3 protein-coding genes are annotated in these 1,944 nt (G+C 60.0%); 1 reads left to right on the forward strand and 2 read right to left on the reverse strand.

What is annotated here, in order from left to right:
- Positions 1-866, forward strand: an 866-nt coding sequence (locus tag WB402_RS03285; protein WP_424205489.1) for a sulfur reduction protein DsrS, incomplete at its 5' end; no start/stop codon positions are given.
- 185 nt (positions 867-1,051) lie between these two features.
- Here WB402_RS03285 and WB402_RS03290 read toward each other — a convergent pair.
- Together WB402_RS03290 and WB402_RS03295 are read right to left on the reverse strand one after the other, a co-directional pair.
- The gene (locus tag WB402_RS03290; RefSeq protein ID WP_424205490.1) at positions 1,052-1,363 is read right to left on the reverse strand and encodes a segregation and condensation protein A; all 312 of its coding nucleotides are present in this window, start codon (positions 1,361-1,363) and stop codon (positions 1,052-1,054) included.
- A gap of 113 nt (positions 1,364-1,476) precedes the next feature.
- Positions 1,477-1,944 (reverse strand): lytic transglycosylase domain-containing protein (locus WB402_RS03295; RefSeq protein ID WP_424205491.1); only part of this gene is annotated, 468 nt, incomplete at its 5' end.

The raw sequence follows: 1,944 nt of genomic DNA on the forward strand, positions 1-1,944 counted from the left end.
AGGCCGTGGTCGCCGTCGCCGGCGCGGCCGGGTTGAGTGACGATCTCGCGCGCCGCGCCTGGTGGGCCATGCCGACCGCCGACATCGCGCGCCGTCTGCTCGAAAAGGATGTCATCGTCAAAGGCAGGATGGGCCAGGAGCTCGCCGCCCATCTGGTGGAGTACCTGCCGTTTGAAACCGAACCGCTGACGGTCATCGCCACCATCCGGCTGATTCTTCAGACCGGGCTGATCGACAGCGAAGCCCGCGAGCGCATCTTTCGTCTCGGCACGCACCGCAACGCCTACCATATCGGCTTTCTCGACGCCGTGCCGGACGACCTGCCCCAGCCGCTGCCGGCACGCGATGACTACGCCGGTTACCGCTACCGGCTGGCCGCGCTCGTCGAACACGGCAATACGCTCGCCGCGTTTCTGGCGAAACTGCTCGATGCTCCAGGCCAGACCTTTCTCGCCGTCTCCGAAACGCAGTTGCAACACCCGGTCGACAAATACACCGTCGCGGCGCTGATGGACATCATCGGGAATTACTTCAGACCGGCGCGATACTCCGCGGAGCCAGCCGGGGAAATCGACGCGGCGTTGCAATGCACGGAAACACTGATGGCCTCCGCGGGCGATGAACTCAAGGCCTTGCTGGAAGGCGTACCGGAGTTAAGGGGGGAAATCGGCGCCATGCTTACTCTGGCACATAGCGGTGAACGGCTGGTCACGCCCATCATCGCCGTCACCACCGCGAGTGGAACGCTGCTGCGCCGCAAGCTCGAACCGGTGGTCGATCCCATGCTGCAGCAATACGCGGTGCTGCGCAAAACCACAGATGCACCGGCAGGCGGTCGTTCGAAACGAAGGATTTCGGGGAGTTAGTATTAATTAATGTAGGGTGAGGCGGAGTTTTCGCCAATGTCCAGTGAACATTGGCGCCGCCGAACGGGTGCAACGTGTTTTGTTGCACCCCGGGCTGCAAGCCCTGCGCACCGCCAGCCGATTTGGTGCGCTTCGCTTCCGCTCAGCACGCCCTGCCTATATTTCTGGAAGGCAATTAGGGCGGTCTACTTCTTGTCCGGATCTTTCTTGATGTTACGGTCGATTTTCGAGATCGGCACGACGACATTCTTTTTCGGCTCATCCACGTAGTGGGGGCGCATGTCCATGCTTTTACCGGCGTCCTCGATCAGTTCACGCTCGCGCGCGGAAACCAGCTTGAGGCACTGGCGTATGCCTTCGATGGTCCGGTCGGACAAGGGGTGCTTCAGGCCCGGCTGGGTGGCGGTGTCCTTCACGACATCGGTCAGCACCAGCTTCATGACTTTCAGAATCTGGAATTCCTTGTTCTCGAGGGGGTTGGTTTGATCGTCGCTCATGTCCTTGCCCTGCCAACGCGGTATGCAGTCGACAGGCCATCGCCTGGATGATCCTGTTGCACCTGGATTGACTATGCGCCGGCAGGTTACAAGGAATGGCGCAGCTTGGCAAATCAGCCGCCGGAGGGATTGGCGGCAACGCTGATAATACGGTAGTTAGGCGTGTACTGATGTTTGTATTGCAGAACCTTTTTGACGTAACTTTCCGTTTCCTCATAGGGAGGAATGCCGCGATATTGTTTCACCGCGTTCTCGCCGGCGTTGTAGGCGGCGATGACCAGCACCGGTCTGTGGTCGAACATGTCGAATAAATATTTCAGGTGCTGCACCGCGGCGCGGATATTCTCGCGCGGATTGTAAATGTCCTGCACGCCATACCGGCCGGCGGTGGACGGCATCATCTGCATCAGGCCCCGCGCGCCCTTGTTCGACACCGCGTAGGGATTGAAGGCCGATTCGGCCTGCATGATGGCCTTGACGAGCGCAAACTCTACACCGTACTCATCGGCATAGCGTCGGATGAGATTGTCATAGGTGGAGGGTGCTTCACGGAACACCGGGCTGTTTTTTTGCGCGGCGAG

The organism is Sulfuricaulis sp., assembly GCF_049587675.1.
Classification (GTDB): Bacteria; Pseudomonadota; Gammaproteobacteria; order Acidiferrobacterales; family Sulfurifustaceae; genus Sulfuricaulis.